This window comes from Fibrobacter sp. UBA4309 (assembly GCF_002395745.1).
Lineage (GTDB): Bacteria > Fibrobacterota > Fibrobacteria > Fibrobacterales > Fibrobacteraceae > Fibrobacter.
In genome coordinates this window covers 1-7070 of record NZ_DGUN01000065.1, presented here as the reverse complement: position 1 = coordinate 7070, position 7070 = coordinate 1, and the positions used below count along the sequence as shown (strand labels likewise).

The 7070-nt window shown below is 55.6% G+C and carries 8 protein-coding genes; 5 read left to right on the top strand and 3 right to left on the bottom strand.

Annotated features, from left to right (window positions below; all coding sequences use genetic code 11):
• On the bottom strand, window positions 1–875 hold an 875-nt coding region (locus B3M32_RS09240), incomplete at its 3' end, for a DEAD/DEAH box helicase (RefSeq protein ID WP_290745776.1).
• 41 nt (window positions 876–916) lie between these two features.
• Between B3M32_RS09240 and rfbA the strand changes: the two genes are divergently transcribed.
• The 5 genes from rfbA to B3M32_RS09215 all read left to right on the top strand — a co-directional run bounded on the left by rfbA (window position 917) and on the right by B3M32_RS09215 (window position 5435).
• Window positions 917–1804, top strand: coding sequence for a glucose-1-phosphate thymidylyltransferase RfbA (gene rfbA, locus B3M32_RS09235; protein ID WP_290745773.1), 888 nt, complete (start codon window positions 917–919; stop codon window positions 1802–1804).
• Window position 1805: 1 nt separating this feature from the next.
• On the top strand, window positions 1806–2369 hold the full coding sequence (rfbC, locus tag B3M32_RS09230) for a dTDP-4-dehydrorhamnose 3,5-epimerase (RefSeq protein ID WP_290745770.1): 564 nt from the start codon (window positions 1806–1808) through the stop codon (window positions 2367–2369).
• Window positions 2370–2450: 81 nt separating this feature from the next.
• Window positions 2451–2897, top strand: coding sequence for a low molecular weight protein-tyrosine-phosphatase (locus tag B3M32_RS09225; RefSeq protein WP_290745767.1), 447 nt, complete (start codon window positions 2451–2453; stop codon window positions 2895–2897).
• Window positions 2894–4030, top strand: coding sequence for a polysaccharide biosynthesis/export family protein (locus B3M32_RS09220; RefSeq protein WP_290745764.1), 1137 nt, complete (start codon window positions 2894–2896; stop codon window positions 4028–4030). The genes B3M32_RS09225 and B3M32_RS09220 overlap by 4 nt, the downstream gene beginning before the upstream one ends.
• 16 nt (window positions 4031–4046) lie before the next feature.
• Window positions 4047–5435, top strand: a complete 1389-nt coding sequence (locus tag B3M32_RS09215; protein ID WP_290745761.1) for a mannose-1-phosphate guanylyltransferase/mannose-6-phosphate isomerase — start codon at window positions 4047–4049, stop codon at window positions 5433–5435.
• Window positions 5436–5553: 118 nt separating this feature from the next.
• Here B3M32_RS09215 and pheS read toward each other — a convergent pair whose 3' ends face one another.
• Both pheS and B3M32_RS09205 read right to left on the bottom strand, forming a co-directional pair.
• Window positions 5554–6576 carry a phenylalanine--tRNA ligase subunit alpha gene (pheS, locus tag B3M32_RS09210; RefSeq protein ID WP_072801315.1) on the bottom strand — a complete coding sequence of 341 codons (1023 nt, stop codon included), beginning with the start codon at window positions 6574–6576 and terminating at the stop codon, window positions 5554–5556.
• Between the two features lie 198 nt (window positions 6577–6774).
• On the bottom strand, window positions 6775–7070 hold a 296-nt coding region (locus tag B3M32_RS09205), incomplete at its 5' end, for a pyridoxamine 5'-phosphate oxidase family protein (protein WP_414655178.1).

Here is a 7070-nt window from a genome sequence, read left to right as displayed (position 1 = left end):
CCGTAGGGGCTGGAGAAACGTACTTCCTTGATGGCTTCGTTTATCGCCTGCTTTTCTTCCTTGCTGCAGAGGTCGAGGCTCATGAAGTTCTGTGCGTTGGTGGCGGCCGCGGCCTGCGTAAAGTGTACCACGTACACGGGCGCCTTGCCTTCGTTCACCAATTTCTGCACTTCGGTTGAAATCTCGGAGGTGCTGTAGCTGAAGTCGAGCGGCACGGGCCTCTGCGTGGAACGCACGGTCACGGTCTCGCGCCCGGTATGCTTGGTGAGGTCGCGTTCGAAGAATTCCGTTGCACCGACGGTCGCGCTCATCAGCAAGAATCTCGATTGCGGGAGCGTGAGGAGCGGCACCTGCCAGGCGACGCCGCGTTCGCGGTCGGAATAGTAATGGAACTCGTCCATCACCACGTCCATGATGTCAAGCTTTTCGCCCTCGTTGAGTGCCATGTTGGCGAGGATTTCTGCAGTGCAGCAAAGGATGGGGGCGCCGTGGTTGACTGTCGCGTCGCCGGTAGAAAGACCTACGTTCTCGGCGCCGAATTCCTTGCAGAGCGCCATCCATTTCTCGTTCACCAGCGCCTTGATGGGGCAGGTGTACACGCTCTTGCGGCCGTGCACGATGCTGTCGAAGTGGAGCGCCAGCGCGACCATCGACTTGCCCGAACCCGTGGGCGTGTTCAAGATGACGTTCTTGCCGTCCAGGAGTTCGAGGATGGCTTCTTCTTGTGCTGGGTACAGCGTGGTGCCGCGCGACTCCGTCCACTCCATGAACTGTTCCAGGATTTCTTCTGCGCCGATGCCGTTGCGGTTCCCGTCTGCGTTTTTGACGAGTTTAGCGAGGAAATCTTTGAGAATAGCCTTGTCTTGGTCTGCCATGGTTTCAAAAGATAGCTATTTTAGTTTCAAAGGATTATACTATGAAAGGAATCGTTCTTGCCGGTGGATCCGGCACACGCCTCTATCCGCTTACCATGGTCACGAGTAAGCAACTTTTGCCGGTGTACGACAAGCCGATGATTTATTATCCACTTTCGACGCTGATGCTTGCGGGTATCCGCGACATCCTCATCATCTCGACTCCTACGGACTTGCCGAATTTCGAGCGTCTCCTCGGTGACGGTTCCGCGATGGGCCTGAACCTCAGCTACAAGGTGCAGCCGAGTCCCGATGGCCTTGCACAGGCTTTCATTTTGGGGGAGGAGTTCATCGGTAACGACTGCTGTGCGATGGTCCTGGGCGACAACATCTTCTACGGGAACGGTTTTAGCCCGCTATTGAAGGCGGCTGTGAAGAATGCCGAGGAGAACGGGCGCGCGAGCGTGTTCGGCTATTACGTGGAAGATCCCGAACGCTTCGGTGTCGTGGAATTCGACGAGTCGGGCAAGGTGATTTCTGTCGAAGAAAAGCCGAAAGAACCCAAGAGCAACTACGCCATCACCGGCCTGTATTTCTACGATAACCGCGTGTCCGGCTTTGCGAAGGCGCAGAAGCCCAGCGCCCGCGGTGAACTCGAAATCACCGACCTCAACAGGACATACCTCGATAAGGGTGAACTTGACGTGAAATTGCTCGGCCGTGGATTCGCGTGGCTCGATACCGGTACGATGGACAGCCTCATCGAGGCGGGCGAGTTCGTGAAGATGGTCGAAAACCGCCAGGGAATCCAGATTAGCGCCGTTGAAGAAATTGCTTATAAAAACGGTTGGATTACCAAGGAAAAACTGCTTGAGTCAGCTGCCAAGTATGGAAAGTCTCCCTACGGACAGCATCTGCGTAAGGTGGCTGAAGGAAAAATAAGGTACTAACATGGGAAAATTCAATTTTGTGAAGACCTCCATCGAGGGGGTGACGATTGTGGAGCCGACGGTCTTTGGCGACCATCGCGGCTATTTCATGGAAACCTACAACAAGGCGGAATTCGACGCCGCCGGCCTGGACGTGGCCTTTGTGCAGGATAACGAATCCCGCAGCAAGAAAGGCGTACTCCGTGGACTGCATTTCCAGAAAAAGAATCCGCAGGGCAAGCTTGTCCGCGTCATCGAGGGCGAAGTCTTCGACGTGGCGGTGGACCTGCGCAAGAACAGCCCCACGTTCGGCAAGTGGGAAGGCGTGACGCTTTCTGCCGAAAACAAGAAACAGTTCTATATTCCCGAAGGTTTTGCCCATGGATTCGTGGTGCTCAGCGAGACGGCGACATTTGTGTACAAGTGTACTCGTTTGTACGACCCGAAGGACGAGGGCGGGCTGATGTGGAATGACCCCGCCATCGGTATTGATTGGCCGGTGGGAAACGGTTTTGAACCCCTCCTTTCCGAGAAAGACACCAAAAATCCGTTGTTGAAGGATTTGGGCTTCGCGTTTGAGCTGTAAGCCGTACTAACCCATAATTCACTAGTAACTAGTAACTTAGAACTAGTAACGACATATTGTTTTTTTCTATCTTAGATGCCAATGAAGAATATTCTTGTTGTTTGCACCGGTAATATCTGTCGCAGTCCGACAGGGGAGTACCTTCTGAAGAAGGAACTGGGTCCGGATTTTAACGTGATGAGTGCGGGGCTTGGTGCCCTGGTTGACCATCCTGCGCATGAAATCGCGCAGAAGATTGCTTTGGAACATGGCGTGGATATGTCGCCCCATAGGGCTCGCCAGATTAACCTGGATATCCTCAAGTGGGCCGATTTGATACTTGTGATGGAGAACGGCCACAAGATGGAACTTTTGCACAAGTATCCGTGGCTCGAAGGCAAGGTTTTTCGTTATGGGGAACCTCAGAAGGTGGATGTTCCAGACCCGTACCGCCGTCCTGAAAATGCCTATGTCCTGGCTTGGAATTTTATTTCGAAATTGACTCCGTATTGGGTGGAAAAAATCAAACAGAGCGAGACTGTAAAATGAAAAAATTGGATTTCTTGATGATGGGCTCCGCCGCCCTTGTTTTGAGCGGCTGCTTTGCCGCCCCGCAGATGCGCATGTCCGCACCCGAAGGGGACGATGCGGAGTATAACGGCATTAAAGTTGTCATGCATTCCATCGACGATGGTGATTTTGGGAAGGGTACTAGCGTTCAGAACGATTCCGCGGCCTTGGGCGACCTTGCGGATTTGGTCGTGGATTCGTTGCCGGAACTGGAATACCGCATTGGGCCGCTGGACATGGTCCAGGTGGTGGTCTGGGAGCATCCGGAACTGACTTCCCCGATGGGGCAGTACCAGCCGGCTGGCCAGAAGGTGACTACCGATGGCAAGCTGTTCTACCCCTATGCGGGTGAACTCCAGGCTGCCGGTCTCACGGCTCAGGAACTCCGTGCCGAGATTACCAAGCGTCTTTCTGACAAGATTTTGAACGACCCTCAAGTGGATGTCCGCGTGACGGGTTACAACAGCCTCAAGGCTTTTGTTTCCGGTGCGGTGAACAGGCCCGGCTACGTCTCTTTTGACGAAAAGCCGATGACGCTCCCGACCGTGATTGCCGCTGCCGGAGGATTCTCCGAAGAGGCGGACCCTGCCATGATGCAACTTCGTCGCGGCGACAAGGTATACAACATCAATTACCTGGAAGCGTTCAAGAGCAACCTGCCGCTCGACCGAATCCTCCTGAAGCCCAACGACCAGATCTTTATCCCGGCGCTGAGCGAGACGCAGAAGGAAAATCGCGTATACGTGATGGGTGAAGTCCAGAAGATAGGCATCGTGAACGTGAACCAGGGCCAGCTTTCCCTGGTCGAGGCGCTGGCTTCCGCCGGTGGCCTGCAGACGCTCAACGCTTCGGCAAGTTCCATCTACGTCATCCGCAATACTTCGGAAGAACAGATAGACGTTTTCCACCTGAACGGCAAGAATGCGATGGCGCTTGCGATGGCGGACCGCTTCGACCTGAAGGCGCACGACATCGTGTACGTCGATGCTTCCGGCATCGCTACATGGAACCGCCTTATCAGCCTGATTATGCCGTCTGTCCAGACCGTTTACTATGGTACTCTGACTGCACGTACTGTCCAGCAGATCAGCAATGGCAAATGGGGTAAATAAATAGAGGTCTAGCTTTATGATAAACTTGATTCTTTGTGGCGGTAACGGCACCAGGCTTTGGCCCATCAGCCGCTCTCTCATGCCCAAGCAGTTTGCGCGTTTGTTTGATGGATCTTCCCTGTTCCAGCGTACGGTAAAGACCAACGCCCGTACCTGCGATACGCAGTATATCGTGAGCAATGCGGAACAGTATTTCTTGGCGAAGGACCAGCTAGAAGAAATCGGTGCGAACGATACGCGCTTCTTGCTCGAACCTGTCGGCAGGAATACCGCTCCGGCTATCGCCCTGGCGTGCCTCGGCTTGAAACCGGACGACATTGTTCTCGTTTCCCCGTCGGATCACGTTATCCGCAAGGGCGAGGCTTACGAAGCCTGCCTGCGCAAGGCGGAAACATTGGCGAAGGCCGGAGCCCTCGTGACGTTCGGCATTACACCGACGGGCCCGGAAACGGGTTACGGCTATATCGAGGCGGACGGCGAAAATAGCGAATGCGTGAAGCGCTTCGTGGAAAAACCCGATCTCGAAACCGCAAAGAAGTACGTGGAATCCGGAAGGTTCTTCTGGAACAGCGGCATCTTCTGTTTCAAGGTTTCTACGTTCCTCAGCGAACTCGGAAATTTCTCTCCCGATATCCTTGCCGCGGCGAAGCTTGCCTATGCCCGCTCGAAAAAGGAAAATCGCGAAACTCTCGTGCGTGTTCAGCATGACGACATGATGAACATTCCTTCGAATTCCATTGACTACGCGGTCATGGAAAAGTCGAACAAGGTAAAGGTCGTGCCTAGCGATATCGGCTGGAGCGACCTCGGCGCGTTCGACAGCCTCTACGGCGAGTACGAACACGACGAGAACGGCAACAACAAGAATCCGAAGCACCTCGGCATCGGTTCTAAGAATTCCCTGGTTCTCGGTGCGCAGCGCCAGATCTGCACAATCGACCTGGACCACATGCTTATCGTGGATACTCCGGACGCCCTGCTCGTGGCTCCGCTCAGCAGCAGCCAGAAGGTGAAGGCTGTCGTGGACGAACTGAAGGCCCGCGGTTCCGAACTTCCGCGCGTGCCGCAGACGGTGAACCGCCCCTGGGGTACGTATTCCGTCCTGGAAGCCACCGACAACTACAAGATGAAGCGCATTGTCGTGCGTCCTGGCGAACGCTTGAGCCTGCAGAAGCACCTGCACCGCTCCGAACACTGGGTCGTGGTGAGCGGTACCGCGACGTGCACCGTCGGCGACAAGGTGTTCTACGTGCGTCCGAACGAATCGACGTATATACCGGTGGGCAAGGAGCACCGCCTGCAGAACGAAGGTCGCCTGCCGCTGGTCATCGTGGAAGTTCAGGTGGGCGAGTACACCGGCGAAGACGATATCATCCGCGTGCAGGACGACTACAAGAGAGCGTAGTTAGTGGTCTTAACTCTAGCTAAAAAACGGACCCTGCGGTCCGTTTTTTTATACTCAAAGCGAGCTGTAGGCGAGCGGCCTCATACCTCGAAGGCACGAAGTGCCGTGCTCACTACTCTTAGAACTGGCTCAGGAATCTCTGGTCGTTGCTGGTCAGGAGGCCGATTTCCGGAATCGCGTGGCGCAGCATGGCGATACGGTCGAGACCGAAGCCGAAAGCAAAGCCCGTGTACTTCTCGGAATCGATGCCGCAGTTCTTGAACACGTTCGGGTCCACGGAACCGCAACCGCCGATTTCCATCCAACCGGTTCCCTTGCAGCGACGGCAGCCCTTGCCACCGCAGAACACGCAGCTCACGTCCATTTCGGCGCTGGGCTCCGTGAACGGGAAGAAGCTCGGGCGGAAACGCGTCTTGACGCCTTCGCCGAACAGCTTGTTCATGAACACCTGGAGCACGCCCTTGAGGTCTGCAAAGCTGATGTTCTCGTCGACCACGAGGCCTTCGCACTGCTGGAACATGGGGGCGTGGGTCGCATCGTTGTCGACGCGGAACACGTGACCCGGAGCAATCATGCGGAACGGCGGCTTGTGCGTTTCCATGTAGTGGATCTGCGTGCCGGAGGTGTGCGTACGCAACATCACCTTGTCGTCCACGTAGAACGTGTCCTGCATGTCGCGGCTCGGGTGGTCAGGAGGCGTATTGAGCGCCTCGAAGTTGTACCAGTCCGTCTCGATGTCGCGACCGAAGTCCACCTCGAAACCCATCTGGCTGAAGAAGTCGATAATCTCTTCGCGCACGTCGTAAAGCGGGTGCGTCGAGCCCGCCGGGATGCCTGCGCCCGGGAGAGTCGTATCTACAAAGCCGCTTTCCAGCTTCTTCTGGAGGGCAGCCTGGTTCGCGGTCTCGATAGCCTTGTCGATGGCCTCGGAGACGGCGACCTTGAGTTCGTTCACGAGTTTGCCGTAAGCCGGACGTTCCTCGGCGCTCAAGCTCCCCATCTGCTTCATGAGGTCGGTGACGGCACCCTTCTTGCCCAGGTACTTCACGCGGAGGTTGTTGACGGCTTCTTGGTTCGTAAGGTCGGTCTGCGCAAGTTCTGCGTCAAACGCCTGCTTCACATTGTTAATAGCTTCACTCATAGTGCGGGTAAAGATAGAAAATAGACGAGAGACGAGAGACGAGAGGCGAGAGAAATTTTTATGGTTTTTGCGCGTAGCGCCATTTTTCTCTTTTATCTTTCGTCTGTAGGACCGAAGGTCCGTTCTTTCGTCTAAAAAAAAGGGGGAGGTCTCCCCCTCGCTTTAGCCACGGCTCCGCCGTGTCTGCCGCTACCCCCTCTACGGGCGCTCAGGCGCCGCGCCCGTAACGCCTGGCTTTGACTTCCCTGTGAAATTCGTGCTCGTTATCTTGAATACGGTCACGGCAGCTGCCTGCGCAGGCGTGAATTCGAACTTGTGCGGGGCCGCGTGCATTAACTGCGAGGCGCCTGCGGCCTGCCGTTCCATCAGGAGCGAGAGCCCGCGGCATTTTTCAGCAACGTCCTCAACGATTTCGGCCTTGCCCTGCCCGACAACGCTCGCATAAAAGCGTCCGCTCTTGCAATAAACATCCTCGTGAATCTCGATGCGGTTCT